Genomic DNA, 20729 nt, shown 5'->3' with positions numbered 1-20729 from the left:
AAACCTGGGATAACTGACAACCATCTTGGGGCGAAGTTAGTGGTAATCCTTTGAGGAATTCCCTCGCTCCAAGGTGTCAAATGTCAGTATCTCGCCCCCTAGTTATCACGATCAATAACCGAACGCCTCAGTTGAAAGTAACTAACAAGAGGATTCGGGTCGATACTAGGGATGTTGTAAAAACCGAGCAGTTGAGTGGGGACGACTACTCCTTAAAAAATAGCCCTATAGGTTGGGGATGGGGTGCTGTCGGAGCTTGGGGTTTATTTCCAGGTACGGATGTGCATCTGAAGGAAATATTGAATAGAAATGCGATCGCAAAAAGATTCTGCCAATTCCTAACACTACTGCCATTACTGGGTGCGATCGCAACTCAATCCGCGATCGCACAACCCATCACTCCAGACGGTAGTACCAATACAATTGTCACTCCTGATGGTAACCGCCTCGACATCACAGGAGGACAATTATCCAACGATGGCACTAATCTTTTTCATAGCTTTAGTCAGTTTGGACTAGACGCAAACCAGATAGGAAACTTCATTTCCAATCCTGAAATTCTCAACATCCTCTCTCGCGTCACTGGGGGTAATCCCTCCATCATCAACGGTTTATTGCAAGTAATGGGTGGCAACTCCAACCTATTCTTAATCAACCCAGCAGGGATTATTTTTGGCTCGAATGCTCAGCTAAATGTCACTGCCTCCTTCACCGCCACCACTGCTACAGGTATCAGCTTTGGCAATCACTGGTTTAGTGCCACTGGTGCTAACGACTACGCCGCACTCGTCGGAACACCGAATAACTTTGCCTTTACTACCTCTATGCCTGGGGCAATTCTCAACGCTGGGGAATTAACTGTGCAACCAGAACACAATCTCACCCTTCTAGGTGGCACCGTCGTCAATACAGGTAAGCTTACTGCACCTGAAGGCAACATCACTGTGGCAGCAGTACCAGGTGAGAGTTTGGTACGCCTGAGCCAACCTGGAAGTGTTCTAAGCTTGGAGGTGCAACCTTTAAGTGCAGCGAATAGTCAGCCTAATGCTTGGACATTACCCGTTGTAGCATTACCCCAACTCTTAACGGGTGGTAGTGACACGAATGCGACAGAGTTAACAACTAACAGTGATGGAACGGTTGCACTCTCAGGTTCTGGAATTCCTATCGCCGCAGGGGATGTAGCCGGAGGCAATGTTACAGGAGAAGCAGCAACCCTCTCGGCAAACCACAACCTGACGCTGGTAGAAAGTCAGTTGCAGACGACTGGGGACTTGCAGTTATTGGCACAGGATACCGTCCAGGTGCGGGATAGTGTCAGCACTCCTTTTTTGGCACAAGCGGGCGGTAATCTTTACATTCGGGGCAAAGAGAGGATTGATATCCTTGCCCTAAATCATCCCCAAACCCCTTTTCAAAGTGGTAATCAACTCAGTTTAGTCAGTAATGGTGATATCTCCGGAGATGCCCACTTTACCAGTGGTAGCAGCTTCTCAATACTTGATTTATCCGGCAATCCTGGTAGCTTTGTCAGCCTCTACGACCCAATTATCAGTTCCAATGGTGATGTCGTTTTTGGCAATTATACAGGTGCAGCGCTTAAGGTTGAGGCGCTAGGAAGCATCAGTGGAGGAAATATTACCATTACTCAGCCAGATACATCTGGTGCGATTCCTGCTACCGACGAGCATTTCGAGATTTTGACCACAACTCCAAGCTTGGTGTTGCAAGCTGGGAAAGCGGCATTAGAGTATCCGCCTAATGTTCCTCAACTGGGAATTGGTACGCCACCGATTGACTTTACAGGTGATGCTGCTGGATTGACACCGGGAAGTATTCAGGTTGGCAGAGTTACAACGTCATCCGGTACAGCAGGGCAAAATGCTGGCACTGTTATTATGGAGGCGACTGGCGATATTCAGGTAGCTCGGATTGTTTCGGATTGGAATGGTTTAACGGGTACTGGTAATGGAGGTGATATTAGCTTAACGGCAGGTGGCAATATTACTGTTTCGATTCCCCCTTTAGAGAGTGTTCGCTCAACGAGTAATAACGGCGATGGCGGTGATATTAGCCTGATTGCAGGTGGTGGTATTAGCCTGCTAGATGTTCTCTCCACAGGCAATAACGGCAATGGTGGCGATATCACCATTACAGTGGGTGGCGATGTTAACGTCGATGACATTCAAACTAGAGGCACCTTAAATGGTGGCGAGGTTCAGGTAACGAGTGGTGGCACGATTGACACGATAACAGCAAATCAAGACAATGCAACTGCTACAGGGATTATTGGCTCTTGTTCAACAACCGTAATTAATGTTTGCACAGGGGATGGAACGGGTAGGGGTGGAAACATTACACTGCAAGCGGCTAACAGTATTGTGACGGAAAGCGTTGATGCTAGCGGGCTTGCAGGGGGTGGCGATATCACACTCACGAGTAATGAGATTGACTTTGTTCCAGTTCAAACAACTCCTCCGCTGGTCAGAAGTAGTGGTGCACTTGTACTTCAACCGTTCACATCTGGGCAAGATATTGAAATCGGGGGAACTGGTGATACAGGTGCTTTGAATCTAAGCACAACTGACCTTGCTGCATTGGAAGATGGCTTTAGTCTCCTCACCTTCGGAGGTTTAGACAATACGGGTAACATTACGGTAAATGCCAGTACATTTTTTGACCCCGTAACAATTCAGTCTGCCACAGGTGCGATCGCAGTTAATGGAGCGATCATCGGGTTAGACAACGCCTCTATTACACTACAAGCAAACCAGGACATCACAACCGAAGACATCACTACAAATGGTTCAGCCATCACTCTGATTAGTGAGGCAGGTTCTGTAGAGAGTGGTAATTTGATTTCTTCAGGGGTAGCTGGGGGTGGAGATATTACCGTTTCTGCCCTAACCCAAATTACAACAGGCATTATTGACTCCAGTTCAACTCAGGGCGATGGTGGTGATGTAACCCTTGACCCGGAAAATGACATTGATGTTGTTTCGATCAATGCTCAGGGAGGAGTTGCAGGGACTGGTGGCAATGTTGATATTACAACCGAGCAATTCTTCCGCGCTTCCGGTACGTTCACCGACCAAACAGACACAACGGCTAGCATCTCTACGGCGGGTGGTATCGCTGGCGGTTCTGTAATCATTCGGCATGACGGTGGTGCCACTGACACGCCTTTTACAGTGGGGGCAGATTACAACGGAATTAATGGTACAGCAGGTGCGATCGCAACCGGAATCGACAATCAAATCCTCTTTGGCGTATACCCTGAACTCTACACCCAAGGCGTTGCACCAAGCGATATTCAACTGATTACCTCAGCAATAGATACTCCTGTCGATCCGATTCCTGTCGATCCGATTCCTGTCGATCCGATTCCTATCGATCCGATTCCTATCGATCCGATTCCTATCGATCCGAACCCGGTCGATCCGAATCCTGTATCACCTGATTTACCAGTAGATGCAACGATACTCCCGCAGCAAAATCCAGTATCCCAACTCTCTACCGATGTAAGTCTTCCCTCTGTGGCAATTGACCCGGTATTGGCTCCAGTCGATGAAGCCTTCACTCGCCAGTTTGAAACGTATTTAGGACTTCCTAATAATGAAATCCGCACGCTACCTGAGGCACAAGAGATTTTACAGGACATAGAAAAAGCAACAGGTGTCAAACCTGCGCTCATCTATGTGACGTTTGTACTTCCTGATACGTCACTCAATGCACAACCTGACAGGGACAACGACGAACTTGAACTGTTATTGGTAACCTCTACAGGGAATGCGATTCGTAAACGAGTGGGTACGAAGCGCCCAAAAGTTCTGAACGTTGCAGATACATTTCGCGAGAGTGTTACTAATGTTAGAGACAAGCGTGATTACTTGTACCCGTCCCGGCAACTTTACCAGTGGTTAGTTGCTCCATTAGAAGAAGATTTACAGAAGCAAGGTATCCAGAACTTAGTTTTTATCATGGATGTTGGTTTGCGATCGGTAGCGGTTGCAGCACTCAATGATGGGAAACAATTTCTAGTAGAGCGGTATAGTGTTGGACTAATGCCTAGTCTCAGCCTCACCGATACCCGCTACAAAGACATCAGAGACTCTCAAGTTTTGGCGATGGGTGTTGAGGAATTTCCTGATAAAAGACCCTTACCAGCCGTACCTTTAGAGTTAAATGTCATCACAAAGCAACTCTGGTCAGGTAAATCTTTCCTAGACGGTGCCTTTACCCTAGATAATCTCAAAGCTCAACGCAAACAAGAACCGTTTGGAATTATCCACCTGGCAACTCATGCTAATTTCCTACCTGGTGCGGCAAGCAATTCTTATATCCAACTATGGAATAGCAAGCTGCGCCTTGACCAGTTGCCACAACTCGGATGGAATAAACCACCTGTAGAATTATTAGTACTGAGTGCCTGTCGCTCTGCTTTAGGAGATGAGGAAGCAGAACTCGGCTTTGCGGGGTTGTCAGTGCAAGCTGGGGTAAAGTCATCACTCGCAAGTTTGTGGTATGTCAGTGATGAAGGCACACTAGGCTTGATGACAAACTTCTATCAAAAGCTGAAGACAGCTCCTATCAAAGCGATAGCCTTACAGCAAGCACAGATAGCAATGTTGAACGGGGAAGTTCGAGTGGAAGATGGTCAGTTGTATACACCAGGCGGAGTACTGACTTTACCACCAGAACTAGCGCGATCGGGAAATCGACCGTTGACACATCCTTATTATTGGGCAGCGTTCACATTAGTAGGCAACCCTTGGTAAAGTGATTGCTCGTCCTGATGCGAGGGGAAGATTTGAAGTCGGCGATTTTTACCTTAATTAATTCTCAACTTGCAGCCAAAAGTAAATGCTGTTCAACCCAACTTGAGGATTTGTAAAACTTAGATAAACCGACTGAAGTTAAAAATTGATGCCGGATGAATCTCCTGTTGATTCCTTTTTAGCTCAGCTATGTGAAGGATACAGCAAGGCAGAAGTTGCCGAAATAGAGCAGTACATAGCTGAGTGGGATGCCTTTACCTATATCAGTGCAGCTCAGAGCATTTTAGACCATGCTTCAAGAAAAGAATTCGACCCCTTGAGATATCTACGAAAAGCGCATAACTTCAACAAGAAAGGAGCAGTACGAGTCCCAAAAACTGGATATCGTCGGGATGGTTCAGCAGTCTATCGGAAAGGGAATGAATATCTAATTGTACGACCCGATCGATTTGGGGTTGAAAAAATAGTCACTTATGGAGTTAATGATGACTGAAGCAACGCGCACAATTCAAAATCCTGAAGTTACAAGAAACTATATCAATCATCTTTTAAAGCAGTTAACTTTCGATTATCAAAATACTAAACAAGAGCGAAAAGAAATTGCTTTTCTATCTCCGGCTTCTGGGGAAGAATTTACGGTTTTAGAGGAGATCGAACTGCTAACGTCGGATATCCGAGGATATGCTAGCCAAATTCAAGCACGAGGTTGGATTGAAAATGAACAGGAAGCAATTGAGCGATTGCAGACGATGCGAGTCTTTGATGTTCCCGCGATCGCAAGAGTTTACTTCGCAACCGATGGAGACTACCAGCATATGAAAGCTTATATTCGGATGCTGGATTACTTGCGCTTGCTGATTCTTGAATATCTGCCTTCTGCACAAAGTGCAGTGGCGAAGCCATCGCACCAAGGCTCACAACAAGAATCCGGTTAAGTTAAAAGGGAGAAGCAAGTTACTCTGGCTTCAGGATAGTGCTTAGAGTTACCCAGCGATCGCTTGTAAGTGCCTCTCGCATTGCTGCCTCATCCGTAAACGTTTCTTGTAAAAGCCGTCCTTCATAAACCAGCCTTACTTCACTTTCCTGAAACGGCCAAGGAGATATCGTTATCTGGTGAGGGTCATCGCTGATGTGGGTGAACTTTAGTACGGTTTCGCCATCAACTGTAGGCACCTGCTCAAGCTGCTGAAAATCCGTTAATTTCTGACACACAATTAGTGAAAGAGCATCCCAGGCTCTCACCAGCTTTTGATTGTGCTTGACGACTGCTGGTGTTGCATAAGGGGCATAGTAGGGGTCTTTGTTCAGACTAGCAATGAGCTGTTGTTGAAAGGCATACTGACTATCGAGGAATTCCTGTACAATTCGGCTAGATTCTACCGAGTTCTGCCAACCTCGATATCGCTCGTATAGCCCAGTGCCGTGTAGTGAGATAAGCAATGACGCATACCTTCCTAAAGGCATTGCTAGCTGTCTGGCACCTGACCAAATCTCGATATGCACTGGTGTCGGCAGTTCAGTAAACCGATAAGGATAGCCAGTTTGAGGGTTGAGAGTGGGTGCTTGTTCCCAAAAGAGCCAGCCAATATCATGTTGCTCTGCGGCTAGACAGACTTCAGACGTGGGGACAAACTGCCCAAACTGTTCATTACCCCAAGCCCGTGCCAACTCACCCGCAACCCAAGCATGTTTCGGTTGTGTGATGCAGATAAGTCCCTCTGTGGATGAACGATGCAGCATGAAGTGAGGTGTTTTCCTCTATGATACTTCCGGCTGGGGACTGGGGATTGGGAAAAATTCTTGCCTTATGGCAAGTCGGGTACAATCCTCACTCTTTGAAAGTCCCAATCCCTAATCCCTAATGCCCAATTGACTTTTTCTCAGGTAAGTTACGTGGAGGCACGTCTCGACCTTCATAAAACTGCCTCTCTAGCTTGCCCAGTCCTCCCCACACACCAAGGCTTGCAAGGCTCACTGCCGTCGAAAGGGCAGCAGCGAGGACACTTGTTTGGTTAAGCCAGAGAGTGAGAATCGGAGTACTGGAAAACGCGATCGCCGCCGTGACAAGGCAGCCAATTCTGACTCGCCTGATGTTGGCAAGTGCTTTTGAGCAGCTAGAACACTTCAGGGTGTGGGAGTAGTAACGATCCAGCAGCTTTTCCCTCGGCAACGTTGGTGGCAAAGTTGCTCCTGGAAATGGGTCGTCACTGTACTTGTTCACCCAAGAGCGCAACTCAATCACAAAGCGGTCTGCTAAAGTCGGCAAGTAGAATGCCTTGGCAAAGTTAGCACTGCCACCAGACTCTTCAAGAATTCGCTCCTGATGGTGCAGAAAAATTTGGTCATCTTCCAAAACCCCATTTTGTCCAATGTGGGAGAACCAGCGCGGTGTCAGCTTCATGAACAAGCCAGGTACTTTGGAGGAAAACTTGAAGGGAAAGCGTGCAAAGATGCGGCAAGAACCCTTGCGAATTGGGGTAGCGTAAACGACGGTCAATGTTCTACCAAACTGCTTGGATGTCAGGTCATGCCACATCAACCCTGGTGCAAGGAACGTTGTATCCTGTCGCCCCAGCGTTCCTAGCCGAGGCCCAGATTCCCAAATCCCTTGAAAACCCTGTTTTCCTGAATCTTTCACCTCAAGCTCAACGGAACCAGCAAACGCTCTATTCCCGACTGAACGATGGTGTGTATAGGGAATATGACTAGCATCAATTACGTTTTCCAAGAGCGTAAGAGCGTCATAAGGAAGGTCTCTAAACGTATCAATACAGACCCATTCAGAAGGGGATTCTTCTAGTGCTTCGATGATTGGAACTGGAGTTCTAGAGGCATTTTCTGGCAAACCCGGATAGGCGAACAACAGTCCCTGCCTTTCGGCTGTAGGCAGACTCACCACACAGGCTCTCGAAGATGCCTGCGCTGCTAAGTTCTCAACCTGCTGCGGGATGCGATCGCACTGACCCTCCCCAGAGAAAGCCCAACCGTGATAAGGACACTCCAACAGACCATCATCAGCAATCCTACCCTCTGAAAGAGGCGCAAGGCGGTGAGGGCATTTGTCCTCAAACACTCTCCAACAGGAGGCAGTTGAGTCCCACCAGATGACAAGGTCTCTACCGAGCAGGGTGAAGGGTGTAGGTTTTGACTTATCGAGGTCAGAGACATAATAGACTGGGTACCACGCCTCCTTCCAGTCAAACCTCAAGGGGTCGGAACCACCAGCGGGTAGAGACTCAACATCGCTAGGTGATAGGGTTTTCATAAAGTTATCCACAAGGAAAGCAGCTTTTTTTGGTGATAACTCTAGTCTGACGAATATAGAAAGTACTGGCTTGTTTGAGAGCGATCGCACTCGATAAAACAAGCCCCCAGTTAAGACTAAAACGGGGGCTTTGTTTTGAATTCTAGTTACTACTTAACGAGAGTCAGTTCCTTGATTCGGCGCACCAACCACCTTAACTTCACCTCCAGGAGCTTCAGGTTCGGCACCGGGATTAACATCAGAACCAGATTCTTGACCCGTCATACGATATCTCTCGTCGAGCGGAGTGTTACCCTCTTCTGTGGTTGGGATGTGTGTCTGGGTTCCAGGATTATCTTCAGGGTCATATTGAGCGTTATTATCCCGATTATCTTGAGAATTAACTGATGTCATAATTTGTATCTGTTATGGTTATTCCACAAGGTTATTAACCAATTAATTTGGGGTGTTCTATCCTCAGACAGGACTAGCTCTATCACTAATTCTGGAGGAATCTTGATTGGATCAGATGTATTTTCGCTTCTCCCTCACCGAAACCAGCTCTACAATGTTCTCCAGATATTGAAGCGGGTAGGTCAGATAATCTCTCAGGGATAAGTATGGATAGTGCTACTCGCCTTCAGACGATTCTAATTGATTCGCCTATTGGAGCTGTACTACCTGCGATCGCACTTCTCAATCTTCCCGACTGGTGGTTGGCGGGTGGTGCGGTGCGAAATACAGTTTGGCGATCGCTGTTTGGCAACGACTGTCAGTTAGTGATCAATGACTTTGATATTGCCTTTTTTGATGCACTTGGCAATCGTTCCCAAGAACTCGCTGCCAAAGCTACTCTCACGGCACAGTTCCCTGACTACAAATTTGATGTCAAAAATCAAGCAAGTTTTGCTCGTTGGCGTGCTGGTCGAAGACCTTACAGTAGCATTGAAGATGGAGTTACTGATTGGCTGCACACGGCGACGGCTGTAGGTGTTCGGTTAGATACTCAAGGACAATGGCAGTTCTTCACTCCTTATGGTTTGGATGATTTGTTTAATGGCATCATCCGACCTACTCTAGCGCATATACACAACCCGGATGCTGAGAGTAAAGCGACTTCATTTTTACAAAAATGTCCTTGCCTGCGGCTAGTTTGAAATATGTGGCTATTTTATATTACTCCCCTGCAATCTCTAACTCAGCTTGCTGCCCTCATCCTCTTTGACTTTTAACGTTAGCTAATCACCACACCTGAAGTATTGCCGATGCTTTGGCGACCATGGGGTTCTAGTAGGCTAGTCATATCGGGACCGGAGGGGATGATTCCACCAGGATTGAGTGGGAATAGGTTTCCGTAGTAGTCTTGCTTCACACTCTCTAGGCTACAGGTGCTAGCAACTCCGGGAAGCTGATACAAGTCGCGAAGGTAGCCTCCTAGGTTTTTATAGTCCTGAATTCTCCGGCGATTGCACTTGAACAGCCCGTAGTACGCCACATCAAAGCGGAACAGCGTAGTGAAAAGACGGACATCTGTAAGTGTAACCCTGTCCCCACAGAGGTATCGACTCGTCTCTAGTGCTGCGTCAATTTCATCTAGAGTTGCAAACAGTTCATTGCAGACTTGATTGTAGGCTTCTTGGGTCTGAGCAAAGCCGCAACGATACACGCCATTGTTTACTGAGTGGTAGATTTTTTCGTTCCACCAGTCAATCTTCTCCCTCAGTTCCTCCGGATAGAGGTCTAGTGTAGGATTCTTAGCGAACTCATTGAACTGAGAATTCAGCATCACGATGATCTCAGCACTTTCATTGTTGATGATCGCTTTCTTCTTCGAGTCCCACAGCACAGGTACCGTAGAACGCCCACTATAGTCAGGTTCTGCTAGTTGGTACAGCTCAGCTAGTGTACGACAGCCTTCCTCCTCTTGGTTTAGCACCCAACCCCCCTCAGTTGGTGAAGGAGATACTACGGACACTGATATTGTCTCTTCAAGTCCCTTGAGTGCCCGAACGACGAGGGTACGGTGTGCCCAAGGGCAGCCAAGTCCAACGTAAAGGTTGTAGCGCCCTGCTTCTGGTTGATGGGGGTTCCCGTGTTCTGTTCCAACGAAGTTCCTGAACTGACTACTTGGACGAATGTATGCGCCCTCCTTGTTGCGTGGGGCGAGATTGGACATCATGATGTGCCACATGGTTGTCCAGACAAACTTACCGAGTTTGATGATTAGCTTCGGAGGGAGCGACTTGCCCTTCTTTTTAGGTCTGGGAGTTTCTGTCTGTGGTTTGGAGAGATTTTCGTCCCCTTTTGGAGAAACACTAGGTTGTGACATGACCGCTGAGCTTATTTGGACTGAAGTGGAGTATTGGTTTCCATAGTAGGGCGATCGCAACAATATAGTTTTTGCTGTTTACATAGCTTTCAAGCTCAGTAAATAGTGGATAGTCTACTAACGCATTATCAGGTAGGGTAAGTCTATTGTGCAGAAGGCTATGACAATCAAAAACCTTATTCCACTAGTTCTTTTAGTCTTCATACCCATTTCGCTGGCGGCTGATTTATTGAATTGGGGTGAAGAAGCTATTTTTTTGACTTCCACACTCGCCATCATTCCCCTCTCGATTTGGCTTTCCACGGCCACGGAGAAGGTAGCGGTAGTCACAGGTCCGTCGGTTGGAGGATTAGTTAATGCCCTGTTTGGTAATGCAACGGCACTAATTATTGCCCTAATGGCACTACGCAAAGGGCTAGTGGATATTGTTGAAGCGAGCATCACGGGCAGTATTCTGAGTGCGCTACTCCTTCTATTAGGGTTAGCGATGCTGACTGGGGGGCTGCGTTACAAAGAGCAAGAGTTTAAGCCGATTTTGGCAAAGGTTAATGGCTCATCAATGACGCTGGCAGTAATTGCGATTGCACTGCCGACGATGGTAATTGACACGTCAAATATTGTTGATGCGATCGCAATTCGCAATCTCTCGCTGGTGGTTTCGGCAATACTAATTGTCGTCTATGGATTGACGCTCCTTTTCTCCCTCAAAACCCACAGCTACCTCTATGAAGTTGGATTAGCTGATGAAGAAATTGATGGAATCCCCTCTTTCCCAGAACCGGAACCGTCCTCAAAACAGAGCTGGTCTAAATTATGGGTGTGGATTGTCGTCCTATTAGCGTCTACTGTCGCCGTTGCCTTTGAATCCGAGATGTTTGTCGCTGTCATTGAATCTCAAACTCAGCGCTTTGGACTCACTCCCCTATTTACCGGAGTGATTTTGCTGCCGTTGATTAGTGATGTCGCAGGATATGTCATCGTTGTTCGGCTTGCCCTGAAAAATCAAATGGATTTAACCGTTTCTACGGCAACGGGCGATAGTTTGCTGGTTGCTCTATTTGTTGCTCCAGTTCTAGTATTCGTGGGTCAGGCAATTGGTCAGCCAATTGATCTCAACTTCAATACGTTTGAAGTAATTGCTTTAGCGATCGCAGTTATGGTCACCAATCTCATCAGCTTTGGTGGACGGTCAAACTGGCTCGATGGCACCCTCCTCTTAGCCACCTACCTGATTCTTGGAGTCGCTTTTTACTATCACCCAGCTTGAAAAAGTTGCTTATTTATGCTTGCTATTCAGAACGAGTAGCAACATGAATTTGTGTCGTTCTAGAACAGGATGAGGCGATCGCTTATCTAGACAAGAGCTGATCAAAAGCAATTACCCCAGCACCTTAGGCTACTGCTGTTGGTTCAAACGCTCCACAAACGCCTGATGCTCTGTAGTCTGTAGTCCCTGCTGTAGAACCGCTAATACCTCAGGCAGGTTTCCATCCCGCAATGCATTTACGGCTAGCCATAATCCAGGGAAAACAAAAGAGCGAATCACACCTGCCTCATCCGGTTGCAGCGAAACATATCTCCCCTCTTGGAGGCTGAACCAATCTAAGCGATTCTCATAAATTTGCCAGACAATATACTCTTGCACCCCATTACGACGATAAGCATTGAGCTTGTCGTTGAGGTCATAAGATGCACTACTAGCCGCGATTTCTGCAACTAGCTCTGGTGCCCCTTCAATATAATCATCATCACTGATACGAGAGTTACCACCCACCTCTGGCTCGATTCGCAATAAGGCATCGGGTTGAGGTTCGTTATCAAGGTCAAGGCGTACAGTAGTGTTATCGCCCATATCCACACCTGATGTTGCAACCCAATAGGCTGTTAGCCAAGCCATAAGCTGAGCATGGGGTCTACCATGATTGGTCATCCTCACAGGTGAAGCCACGTACACTACTCCTTCAATTAATTCAGCTTTTTTAATCTGCGGCATTGCCTGATAGCGCCGTTCAAATTCGTGGCGTGTAAGGCGATCGCCACTTTCTAAAGGAGGAAGGTGAGTGGTAGGACTAACTAACATAGGGGGCTGCAACTTCTACGCTTTTAATTAAAATTTACCTCTTCGCCTTCCATACGACGAGCCACTTGGTTCGTTGCAGTAACCTCAAAAAGGTGTTTGCGATCGCATCCTCTTCCAACAAGCTAAGCCGTACTTCCACTCTCGCCCTTAATCACCGCTGCACCAATTAAATGAGCGAGACGCAAGGCTTCTGGCACTTTTCCACAGTCCGTTAGACGTTCTAGTACCGAGAACGTTACCTTAGGGCAAGCTCCATAGACTTGAAAGAAAAAGGGCGGATAGGCATAGATAATTCCAGCTCTTCGCAACCGCTCAAGGCGTTCCTCTGGTTGAGGTAGACGCCGAATCGCTTCTTCTACAGCCACTAGATTCGGCATCCGCCGCATGACAGCGACACAAGGTAATTGCAGTTGCTCCGAAAGCTTGGGTAAGTCAATGACATTAAATCCACCGAACGCTATGCCATCAAAAAGGGCAACATGAAGTTGTGGCAAGAACTTTCGCCCCAATAGCAACTCTAAAATCACATCCGTTGCATCCCAACCATCCTCCTCGACTTGTCCCCAAACCATCCCCTCAAAGCGAGTCCCTGCACAAACAACACCAGCAATTGATACACTTCCACCTGCGTTGCGGATAAAGGGAGCGTCATCAAAGCCAATGACGCGAATCACGCGATTGAGTCTGAGCAGAGAGGCGAGTTCCATCTAACAAAGAAGGGTGTCGCGACGGGGAACTAGGGATTGGAAACTGACTCTAACTGATAGCGTATAACTGATTGTGCTACCTGAACTGTTGCTTCTAGGAGTTTGGGGTCTACTACTTTGTCACCTGGTGCGTGGTAGTTCGGGTCTTGCCCTCGATAGAAGAAGGCGACAGGAACCCCCGCAGCGGAAAAGGGTTGATGGTCACTGTTTCCTGTATCGCGAATTTTGGAAATCTTCGGGTCAGCTTTCTGAGCTAAAGCTGTGAGTGACTCAGAACCCCCGACAAAAAGCTGGTCATTGACACCAACCATATCAAAGTTTAGCATTGCTTGAAGATTAGGCAGAAACTGAGGTTCGGCTGTGTTAACAAGTGCCTTTGAACCTCTTAAACCGTCTTCTTCACCATCGAAAGCGACGAACCAAGCTTGATGACTCTGTGGGGTAGTTGCAAGGCGACGAGCGAGTTCAAGGACAACGGCTGTACCAGAAGCGTTGTCGTTCGCACCGGGAGATTTGGGTACTGAGTCGTAGTGAGCGCCAAGGAGTATTTTTGGCTGCTTGACATCCGGGAGATGGGCAATGATGTTGTAACCCGTAACAGTATGTCGGCTGACATTGACGTTGAGATTTGCTCGAAGTGACTCTGTAGCGGCTTTTTGCAGCAGTGGCTCCCCTTGTTCACTCGATAGCCCAAACACAGGAATGTTTACGTCATCACCTAGCATCCCAAACAACGGCTTTGGGCTAGTGTTGACAATCACTAGCCCAACTGCACCTGCTGTAGCAGCATTCTTTGCTTTTTCCAGGAAAGGAATTTCACCACGGCGTACAATTGCGATCGCACCTGTCACATCAACATTGGCAAAATCATCAGGTTGCCCAACGCTAGGGACGACAACGAGAGGCGCACTCAGTTTACCTGCTGCTGAACTCTCAAGCGCCCGACCCTCAAAGGCCACATCTTCAACGGTAAGAGTTGAGCCGAGGTCTTCAAACTTTGGGTAGGTAAAGCTTCCCAGTTCAGTCGTATAGCCAGCTTGACGGTATTCCTCGATCAAATAGGTACGGGCTTGCTCCGAGGCGGGTGTCCCAGCGACACGCGGCCCAAAGGCGACGAGAGCAGCTACGTCAGATTCAATAGTGTTGGGAGTAAGGGTACCCAGTGTTGGTAGACAAACCAAGAGCAATCCGAGAATTGCCCACCACCAGGAGCGAACAGAAAATAACTTCAAGCGCGATAACCTTTAAAAATTTTCTTCTAGGTTTGCCTCAGGTTCAATGGTAACTTGACCGTAAAGGTTGTCCCCACTCCCACTTCGCTGTCTACTGTGATTTTACCCTGATGCAACTCTACACACTTTTTGGCGATCGCTAAGCCGACTCCTGTTCCCGCGATTGTACCCGTATTACTGGCTCTATAAAAGGAGTCAAACACTGGCTCTTGCTCGTCTTTTGGGATGCCAATGCCCTTATCTCTAATACAGAAAATCGCCTGATCTTCCTGACACACTAAATCGAAATGCACAGTCTCTGTTTTGGGAGAAAATTTAACAGCATTGGATAGTAAATTCGTCACAATCTGCCGCAGCAGCTTCTCATCGAGATTTGCCTGAGTGGCATTTCCCTGAACCGAAACGATAATTTGAGGAGAAGCCTCACCTGCCTGGTTCCCTAAACTTACTTGCCAATCGTCAATCATCTCGCGACACCAATTCTCCAAATCTAGCTGAGTTGGGTTGAATTTCAGTTGTCCGGCTTCGGCTTGACCAATGAGGATGACATCACTAAGCAAATTGCTCATATGTTCAACAGCCTCCTCAATTCGCTGGAAATGTTTTAACTTTTTCTCCTCTGTCCAATTCTGGCTATAACATTTGAGTAAGTCACTAGACGAGCGAATCGTTGTCAGTGGAGTGCGGAACTCGTGAGAGATGGTGGTGATAATCTGAGATTGGAGTTCAGCCAGTTCTTTTTCCTTGGAGAGAGCGTTGCGAATCACGTTCTCTGTGCGTTTGCGCTCGACGATTTCAGTCTCCAGCTTCAGTTTCTCTCTCTCTAAAGCTTCCGTATAAATCCGCTCCGTAATGTCTCTGATGATGCCGGAGATGCCAGTCAAACTTCCATTCGCCGCATGTGTAGGATGGGCATGAATTTCCACCCAACGAGACTCTCCTGTATGGGTCAAATACCTGATCTCTTGCAGACAAGAGGCTTCTTTGCCTTTGAGGAGTGACTGCCATAGTTCCTGATGTAGTTGCTGATCATCTTGATGAACGTACTTCAGGAAATTGGTTCCCACACTTTCTGCAACTGCAAAGCCAGTGAGATCTGTCCAAGCCGGATTGAGGAATGTCCAGGTACCAGCCGCATTAGTCTGGAAGATTACTTCTTTGACGTTTTCAACTACAGAGCGATACTGTCTCTCCCTCTCCCGCAATGACTTCTCTGCCCAACTTGCTTCGAGAAGACGACGGACACGCCGCATTAATACGGGAGGGTGAATTGGTTTAGTCACTAAATCAGTCGCACCAGCTTCAAATGCCCAATTAACCGAGGCTTGGTCGTTGAGTCCAGTGATCATCAACACAGGAGTACGTAGAGCGGAGCTATCGCCAAGGGAATCGCGTTCCATAAGCGTTTGCAGTTGGGAGCAGCAGGCAAAGCCATCCATCACGGGCATCATGGCATCCAGCAGCACCATATCAGGTTTGTATTGCTCATAGGCAGCAAGACATTGCTTTCCATCCACCGCCTCTTCCACCTTGTATCCTTCGGTTTCCATGACTTGCCGAAGCATCATTCGTGTGAATCGATCATCATCTGCAATCAGGATGAGGCAAGAATCTCGATCGCTAGAATTTGTCATACCTAAGCCCCCTGACGCTTGAGTTGCAGCGTCGCTTTGACTTTTTTTGTACTCGTCGTATTGAACCTGTGACATAATTGCTGAGGCACCTGTTGTAGTCTTAGGGTTCCCAATTCTTTCAAGATTTGCACAAAAATTGTCCTCAAGAGATTGTACTTTTCAAAAAGAAGTGATGATTTGTGCTACGCGATCGCACCCAACAACAACCAATATTGGCATTCAAATCAAGAAAAGACTTATTCTAACGACCCAATCCTGTCACTGGATCAAGACGTTAGTAAGCTTTTCACGCTTTCAAAATGTTTGCCTTCCAAATGGATTAAGAGCAGCAAGCATTTTAGCTTTTCACTACATACAACTTGAATCCCTATTAGCTTAGCAATCAGGGTTAGAAACATAATTTTTGGCTGTAACCGATTGGTGGCAATCGGCACCATAGGATTGCTGAAGCTACTTCCCAATACAAAAGCGACTGAAAATTCGATCAAGAACGGATTCAGTAACTTCCTCTCCTGTAATTTCTCCCAGTGCTTGAATTGCACCTCGAAGATCGATTGTCCAAAAATCTAAGGGTAATTGCTGGGTGATTGTCTCTTGCACTTGCTGAAGTGATAGTTTTGCTCTGGTTAAGGCAGCAGCTTGCCGTTGGTTTATTGCTAAATCTAGATCAGCGGCTTTGAGCTTGTCTGTGTGTACTGCCTGAAGAATGGCTTTTTCCAAGCCTTCAATACCTTGGTTGTGAGCAGCAGCGGTTGTAACACTATGGTTAATGCTATTTGGGAAGGATACTGTATCAGAGGGAGCGAGGTCGGTTTTGTTAATGACTAGTATCAGAGGGCGATGTTGCACCTGCTCATAGATTTCCTGATCAGCGGTTGTCCAGCCAGTTGTTGCATCAATTGTGAGTAATACTAAGTCAGCCGATTGAGCCGCACGACGCGATCGCTCTACGCCGATTTTCTCTACTTGGTCAAGTGTTGGACGTATTCCGGCTGTATCCAGCACTTGTACAGGTATCCCCCCAACCACCAACTGTGACTCAACCACATCACGGGTAGTGCCAGGAAGTTCGGTTACAATAGCGCGATCACTTCGACTCCAAGCATTCAATAAACTCGATTTCCCAACATTTGGACGCCCAACAATAGCAACTTTTAAACCTGTGCGGAGCAGTTCTCCCTGATCAGCGGTTGCCAGGATACGAGTCACTTCCGCCAAAACTTGCTCAATTTGGGCAACAACAGTAGCTTCATCTAATGGTGGCAAATCCTCCTCAAAATCAATTCGGGCTTCAATTTCTGCCAAGATATCCAGACAAGTCGCTCGGAGTTGGCGAATTGGCACGGCAAGCTTCCCTTGTAAGCCTGCAAGAGCCGCTTGTGCGGCTTGGGGTGAGCGAGAACCAACTAAGTCGGCAATACTTTCTGCCTGAGTTAAATCCAGACGCCCATTTAAAAATGCCCGCAGTGTAAACTCGCCTGGTTGTGCCAACCTTGCTCCCTGCTCGATGCACAACTGCAACACCTGCTGAACGGGCATGATACCACCATGGCAGTGGAACTCCACAACATCTTCACGAGTGTAGGAGCGAGGTAATTGCATAATCAGCAACAGAGCTTCATCAACCAGTTGTTGCGTTTGGGGATGATGCACATATCCGTAGAGAATCCGGTGACTTTCCCAAGCCTGATGCCCTGGTGCGTGAAATAGGATACGAGCGATCGCGATTGCTTCTGCACCCGATAGCCGTACAATCCCTACACTCCCCTGTTGTGGGACAACCGCAGTTGCGATCGCAGCAATTGTTTCGCCTTGTACGAACATCTGGGACATCTTCGCTCTACCTACCTTACTTATCCCAGCCTATCAATAGCCTGAGTAAGAAGGGATTGATGACAAAGGATAATTTTGACTAAAGCAAAATCTCTTGCGAGGAAGTACGGTTACGCAGAAGTGTTTCTGTCATTGTCGCTAGCTGCTCTAGTTTCGCTTTTATCTCGGTGGCTTGTTTGCGATAGTTTAGCTTTTTCTTAATCGCCGCACGCGCTAAGTCTTCCCGATTTTGAGAAACGGCTTGTCGTGCAACCTGATGCCAAGCGTTCATCTCAGAAACAGCTTTATTGTACTGGGGTTGGATGCTGTCCCAAACAACTTTAATATCTGCTAGTGCCTCGTTCAACAATGGTATAGCATCGTCTGGGTTAGCGTCCTGAAGGGCTTGTTTAATCGGTTCAGCCAGGGTTTCGGTGTTGATATGGCTGAGTACTGGCAGAAAATCTTTGACTTGCTGACTTTCACTTCGTCCCGTTTTGCACCAGGTAGCAAAGTGTTCGCAGTTATTAAATAGTAGGTTGTAGTGTCTTTCGCCTAATCGACTCATCGCCCGTTGAACCACTACATCGGGAATATAACAGACTGAGTAAGACCGCACATAGACTTGAGACTGTGAGCGAGAAGTAAAGGTAGCCAACGTTGTACGCTCAATGGTGTCAGTCCCCTTACGCCAATGGATAACGGTGCCGTCTCCACAGTCAATACCATGGTGTTCATAGACACCCTGAATGTTGAGAAATTCTTTGATAACGTAGATTTGATCGCCACGCGCCATAGTTCTAGATTGTAATTTTCATATTCATTTGTGACTCCGCCCCTGTATACCGAGGGTGGAGTCTTGCCTCAGTTGGTTGAACTGATAAGGTAAATCCGCTTTCTTAATAGAACCCTACGTTATCTGAGATTTCATTAGATCTGTCGCTGGATTGGATTAGCGATCGCTTCTTTGTAGGAACTTTCCTCCACAATTTCATCCAGTATCTGATCGAGAACATTAAGCTTAGTTGCATTTAGTTAAATAACTTGTATTTTTCTCATTTAACTCCAGGAAATCCTGTTATTGTTCATAATCTACATTCACAATAAAAATAAAAAAATGAAAGCTTCACAAAACCAAAAACATCTGGGTCAATCAATTGGTTTAGGTATTGTCTTAGTGGTAATGAGCGTGAGTGTTTTTGTCTTAATGCTCGTGCAAAGCGGTGCCTTGCAATAAAACAACTTAATATCAATTCAGCAATTCATCCACTGCTTTTAGTCGTGGATGAATTATTTTACAGATTTGATTGTTGTAGTAAAAAAGTTTATTGCTTGGACAGAGTAAAAGTTTTAGGTGTTCTCATCTTGCTGGCTCTGTACCTTCCCTACCTTCTGAATTAAAGTGACACTTCTTGGATATCAGCCAAATTTGGGAGTAAATCTTGACTACGGCTTGGCAAATCTGACGTTCGTTGACAACGTACCCCAAAGCTGCAATCGTGACAGCGTTTCCTAGATTCTGCGATTTGAGGAAAAGGAATGCGATCGCATTGATAGCGTTGCAGCCAACCTGTTAATTGAGCGAGTAGCGTCGTTAAATCCTGTCTAGTTTTTTCGTGTTGTACGGCATCGTAGGTAAACTTAAGGCTTTGTGGCTGTGGATTGGACTTCACAAACCAGTAACTCATCGAAAGTTGTTCAGGGGCATAATCACTGGTTTCTGCCATAACGTAGAGATAGAGCCGTGTCTGCCAGTCTTTGGCTAACCACTGACGGTCTTTTGGTTGAGGGTATGTTTTCCAGTCCAAAATTTGGGCACTGTTTTCGTCCTCAATCAACAAATCGTAGATAACAGTTAGCAGGAAACTTTGAAAGTTTAGTGTACGGCAGTGTTCCGATTCACGAAATGTTTGAGGAGCAGGTGTCAAAATTTCTGGAGCTGCATTCACCAAAGTCGTAACATAATGTTGCAGTTGAGCATCTTCTTCGACTAAGGAGTCTACGGGTAACCCTAGTTCGCGTTGTTGCATCAGCAAGTGAAAGCGACTGCCCCAAGTTACACGTTCTTGTTGTTCTGGAGAAATAGGTACTCCTAGCTGGTCAATATAAATATGTTGAAATTTACGAGGGCAGGTTTCTAGGAGATTTAGCTGCCCTTGGGATAAGCGAGTCAGGGGTAAGAGTGCAGTTTCAGCGTTCATCCTCGCATCCTAACGTTTTGTCAGTACAAACACACTTCCTTCATTGCCACGCCCAATTCTTAAATCATTATCGAGATACGTGATATCTAGCCAGCCCTGTTGCTCACGGCTTTCGATGCCAAAGTCAAGTGCTGGAAACTTCTTTCCTGCTTCGATTTGCTGGATAAAATTACTGGGCGACTGATAGCCGATTAAGCGTTGTAAACCAGAGATTGACCGCTCAAATTTCACATCAACCCGGCGCTCGTTGACGGGTGTGAACCGTGCGCTGACGCTGACTAAACCTTCAAGGTAAGGCAGATTGGAAACTTCCGCAATATTGTAAATTTTGGCAGTCGCGGTGCGAACGCATTGGTAGATTTGACCGAGTTGTAAGAGTGGAACTCGACCCAGGTTTAATAGACTGTTACTGGTAGTGTAGAGCAAACGCCAGTTGCCTTCGAGGAGGTCGGTAGCTTCAATGGGTCGAGGAGTCGGGTTGTAGTCTTCCAGCCGGGAAACCGCTGCGAGAATGGCTGTTTTATCGGTGTCAGTTGCTAATAGTCCTCGATTCTTACCTGCGATCGCTTCTAATAATTCCGCTTTGCTAATCATCCACTCACCTCTATTACAATGCGCCAATGAAGACCTGACTTTTACCACACTACTGACAAAATACTCATGAAAAACTTCAGTGCCTCATCGGAGTATCCTACATCCCTCAATTTGCCCC

General features: G+C 46.9%; 17 protein-coding genes. 5 read left to right on the top strand and 12 right to left on the bottom strand.

Annotated features, from left to right (window positions below):
• Positions 1–80: 80 nt before the first annotated feature.
• The 3 genes from H6F98_RS33855 (at position 81) to H6F98_RS32380 (ending at position 5713) form a co-directional block, all read left to right on the top strand.
• Complete coding sequence (locus H6F98_RS33855) at positions 81–4778, top strand: CHAT domain-containing protein (RefSeq protein WP_242058798.1); 4698 nt, start codon at positions 81–83, stop codon at positions 4776–4778.
• Positions 4779–4926: 148 nt separating this feature from the next.
• Complete coding sequence (locus H6F98_RS32385) at positions 4927–5271, top strand: hypothetical protein (protein WP_192222853.1); 345 nt, start codon at positions 4927–4929, stop codon at positions 5269–5271.
• On the top strand, positions 5261–5713 hold the full coding sequence (locus H6F98_RS32380) for a hypothetical protein (RefSeq protein ID WP_199349155.1): 453 nt from the start codon (positions 5261–5263) through the stop codon (positions 5711–5713). Before H6F98_RS32385 ends, H6F98_RS32380 begins: the two co-directional genes overlap by 11 nt.
• A gap of 19 nt (positions 5714–5732) precedes the next feature.
• Here H6F98_RS32380 and H6F98_RS32375 read toward each other — a convergent pair whose 3' ends face one another.
• From H6F98_RS32375 to H6F98_RS32365, 3 genes are all read right to left on the bottom strand, one after another.
• On the bottom strand, positions 5733–6518 hold the full coding sequence (locus tag H6F98_RS32375) for a DUF3891 family protein (RefSeq protein ID WP_192222852.1): 786 nt from the start codon (positions 6516–6518) through the stop codon (positions 5733–5735).
• A 118-nt stretch (positions 6519–6636) separates the two neighbouring features.
• Positions 6637–8043: a Rieske 2Fe-2S domain-containing protein gene (locus tag H6F98_RS32370; RefSeq protein WP_192222851.1), complete on the bottom strand. Its 1407-nt coding sequence runs from the start codon at positions 8041–8043 to the stop codon at positions 6637–6639.
• Between the two features lie 153 nt (positions 8044–8196).
• Entirely contained in the window at positions 8197–8436 is a 240-nt protein-coding gene (locus H6F98_RS32365) for a hypothetical protein (RefSeq protein WP_192222850.1), read from the bottom strand.
• Between the two features lie 206 nt (positions 8437–8642).
• Here H6F98_RS32365 and H6F98_RS32360 point away from each other — a divergent pair, with 206 nt between their 5' ends.
• Complete coding sequence (locus H6F98_RS32360) at positions 8643–9179, top strand: nucleotidyltransferase family protein (protein ID WP_192222849.1); 537 nt, start codon at positions 8643–8645, stop codon at positions 9177–9179.
• 77 nt (positions 9180–9256) lie between these two features.
• Here the strand turns inward: H6F98_RS32360 and H6F98_RS32355 are convergent, their stop codons facing one another.
• Positions 9257–10351 carry a glutathione S-transferase family protein gene (locus H6F98_RS32355; RefSeq protein ID WP_192222848.1) on the bottom strand — a complete coding sequence of 365 codons (1095 nt, stop codon included), beginning with the start codon at positions 10349–10351 and terminating at the stop codon, positions 9257–9259.
• A 160-nt stretch (positions 10352–10511) separates the two neighbouring features.
• On the opposite strand from H6F98_RS32355, the gene cax reads away from it, so the two are divergent.
• Positions 10512–11618 (top strand): calcium/proton exchanger, encoded by a 1107-nt coding sequence (cax, locus tag H6F98_RS32350; RefSeq protein ID WP_192222847.1) that lies wholly within the window; start codon positions 10512–10514, stop codon positions 11616–11618.
• Between the two features lie 129 nt (positions 11619–11747).
• Here cax and H6F98_RS32345 read toward each other — a convergent pair whose 3' ends face one another.
• From H6F98_RS32345 to H6F98_RS32310, 8 genes are all read right to left on the bottom strand, one after another.
• Positions 11748–12431 carry a Uma2 family endonuclease gene (locus tag H6F98_RS32345; RefSeq protein ID WP_192222846.1) on the bottom strand — a complete coding sequence of 228 codons (684 nt, stop codon included), beginning with the start codon at positions 12429–12431 and terminating at the stop codon, positions 11748–11750.
• Between the two features lie 122 nt (positions 12432–12553).
• Positions 12554–13138: a DUF99 family protein gene (locus tag H6F98_RS32340; RefSeq protein ID WP_192222845.1), complete on the bottom strand. Its 585-nt coding sequence runs from the start codon at positions 13136–13138 to the stop codon at positions 12554–12556.
• A gap of 29 nt (positions 13139–13167) precedes the next feature.
• Positions 13168–14370 carry a M28 family peptidase gene (locus H6F98_RS32335; RefSeq protein ID WP_192222844.1) on the bottom strand — a complete coding sequence of 401 codons (1203 nt, stop codon included), beginning with the start codon at positions 14368–14370 and terminating at the stop codon, positions 13168–13170.
• Positions 14371–14396: 26 nt separating this feature from the next.
• Entirely contained in the window at positions 14397–16079 is a 1683-nt protein-coding gene (locus H6F98_RS32330) for an ATP-binding protein (RefSeq protein ID WP_242058797.1), read from the bottom strand.
• Positions 16080–16454: 375 nt separating this feature from the next.
• Positions 16455–17837, bottom strand: a complete 1383-nt coding sequence (gene mnmE / locus H6F98_RS32325; protein WP_192222843.1) for a tRNA uridine-5-carboxymethylaminomethyl(34) synthesis GTPase MnmE — start codon at positions 17835–17837, stop codon at positions 16455–16457.
• Between the two features lie 79 nt (positions 17838–17916).
• Positions 17917–18612 carry a lecithin retinol acyltransferase family protein gene (locus H6F98_RS32320; protein WP_192222842.1) on the bottom strand — a complete coding sequence of 232 codons (696 nt, stop codon included), beginning with the start codon at positions 18610–18612 and terminating at the stop codon, positions 17917–17919.
• A gap of 601 nt (positions 18613–19213) precedes the next feature.
• On the bottom strand, positions 19214–20017 hold the full coding sequence (locus tag H6F98_RS32315) for a PD-(D/E)XK nuclease family protein (RefSeq protein WP_192222841.1): 804 nt from the start codon (positions 20015–20017) through the stop codon (positions 19214–19216).
• Between the two features lie 9 nt (positions 20018–20026).
• Positions 20027–20611: a PAP/fibrillin family protein gene (locus tag H6F98_RS32310; RefSeq protein WP_192222840.1), complete on the bottom strand. Its 585-nt coding sequence runs from the start codon at positions 20609–20611 to the stop codon at positions 20027–20029.
• Positions 20612–20729: the final 118 nt, after the last annotated feature.

It is taken from the genome of Microcoleus sp. FACHB-SPT15, from assembly GCF_014849525.1.
Classification (GTDB): Bacteria; Cyanobacteriota; Cyanobacteriia; order Cyanobacteriales; family Coleofasciculaceae; genus Symplocastrum; species Symplocastrum torsivum.
Note: the sequence above shows the minus strand (reverse complement) of the source record. Positions and strands in the feature narration are given on the sequence as shown.

What these genes read in the sequence shown, in the direction of transcription:
- H6F98_RS33855 (WP_242058798.1), top strand. Translation starts at nt 81, where the DNA reads ATGTCAGTATCTCGCCCCCTAGTTATCACGATCAATAACCGAACGCCT.
- H6F98_RS32385 (WP_192222853.1), top strand. Translation starts at nt 4,927, where the DNA reads ATGCCGGATGAATCTCCTGTTGATTCCTTTTTAGCTCAGCTATGTGAA.
- H6F98_RS32380 (WP_199349155.1), top strand. Translation starts at nt 5,261, where the DNA reads ATGATGACTGAAGCAACGCGCACAATTCAAAATCCTGAAGTTACAAGA.
- H6F98_RS32375 (WP_192222852.1), bottom strand. Translation starts at nt 6,518, where the DNA reads ATGCTGCATCGTTCATCCACAGAGGGACTTATCTGCATCACACAACCG.
- H6F98_RS32370 (WP_192222851.1), bottom strand. Translation starts at nt 8,043, where the DNA reads ATGAAAACCCTATCACCTAGCGATGTTGAGTCTCTACCCGCTGGTGGT.
- H6F98_RS32365 (WP_192222850.1), bottom strand. Translation starts at nt 8,436, where the DNA reads ATGACATCAGTTAATTCTCAAGATAATCGGGATAATAACGCTCAATAT.
- H6F98_RS32360 (WP_192222849.1), top strand. Translation starts at nt 8,643, where the DNA reads ATGGATAGTGCTACTCGCCTTCAGACGATTCTAATTGATTCGCCTATT.
- H6F98_RS32355 (WP_192222848.1), bottom strand. Translation starts at nt 10,351, where the DNA reads ATGTCACAACCTAGTGTTTCTCCAAAAGGGGACGAAAATCTCTCCAAA.
- cax (WP_192222847.1), top strand. Translation starts at nt 10,512, where the DNA reads ATGACAATCAAAAACCTTATTCCACTAGTTCTTTTAGTCTTCATACCC.
- H6F98_RS32345 (WP_192222846.1), bottom strand. Translation starts at nt 12,431, where the DNA reads ATGTTAGTTAGTCCTACCACTCACCTTCCTCCTTTAGAAAGTGGCGAT.
- H6F98_RS32340 (WP_192222845.1), bottom strand. Translation starts at nt 13,138, where the DNA reads ATGGAACTCGCCTCTCTGCTCAGACTCAATCGCGTGATTCGCGTCATT.
- H6F98_RS32330 (WP_242058797.1), bottom strand. Translation starts at nt 16,079, where the DNA reads ATGTCACAGGTTCAATACGACGAGTACAAAAAAAGTCAAAGCGACGCT.
- mnmE (WP_192222843.1), bottom strand. Translation starts at nt 17,837, where the DNA reads ATGTCCCAGATGTTCGTACAAGGCGAAACAATTGCTGCGATCGCAACT.
- H6F98_RS32320 (WP_192222842.1), bottom strand. Translation starts at nt 18,612, where the DNA reads ATGGCGCGTGGCGATCAAATCTACGTTATCAAAGAATTTCTCAACATT.
- H6F98_RS32315 (WP_192222841.1), bottom strand. Translation starts at nt 20,017, where the DNA reads ATGAACGCTGAAACTGCACTCTTACCCCTGACTCGCTTATCCCAAGGG.
- H6F98_RS32310 (WP_192222840.1), bottom strand. Translation starts at nt 20,611, where the DNA reads ATGATTAGCAAAGCGGAATTATTAGAAGCGATCGCAGGTAAGAATCGA.